The sequence below is a fragment of the Blautia glucerasea genome, assembly GCF_020537505.1.
Taxonomy (GTDB): domain Bacteria; phylum Bacillota; class Clostridia; order Lachnospirales; family Lachnospiraceae; genus Blautia_A.
The window spans coordinates 1-537 of record NZ_JAJBMO010000110.1 but is presented as its reverse complement, the minus strand read 5'-3'; the positions used below and the strand labels follow the sequence as shown (position 1 = coordinate 537).

Here is a 537-nt window from a genome sequence, read left to right as displayed (position 1 = left end):
TCTTAATAACACCAATGCCCTCCACAAAAGACAGCACCGCATCGGTCAGCCGTTCGCTCTGCTCCTGACGGCCTGCTGCTTCTCGCAGGGAAACTTTGTTCATCCCCTTAGATACCAGCCATGCCAAAATAGTAACTATCAAGGCGATCAAGCCAAGCTGCCAATTCAGATAAAACATGAACGCCAGCAAAACCAACGAGGATAGCAGATAGCTCATCATGTTTCCCAGCGTACTCATAGCAACTTCTTCAATGAACACCATGTCGGTACTGAGGACTGAACTGATCTTACCAATATTGCCGGAAGTGAAGTATCCCATTGGAAGTTTCCTCAGATGGCCGCCCAATTCGATACGCTTGTCGGCAAACATCAAATATCCCGCTGCACTTTGCAGGCTGTCACTAAGATAGTGGACGAACATCTGAACCAGCACAATAGCGACAAGGCCAAGTCCCACATAAAGACAAGTCTGCCCGGTAATTGTCTTATTTGCAAATCCACTCAAAACCACAAAGGCCAGAAAAATCGGCATTTTGG

1 protein-coding gene is annotated in these 537 nt (G+C 47.1%); it reads right to left on the bottom strand.

Going from position 1 to position 537, the window contains the following annotated elements; translation table 11 throughout:
• A partial coding sequence (locus LIQ05_RS19485; protein ID WP_264292820.1) for an ABC transporter transmembrane domain-containing protein occupies window positions 1-537 on the bottom strand: 537 nt, incomplete at both ends.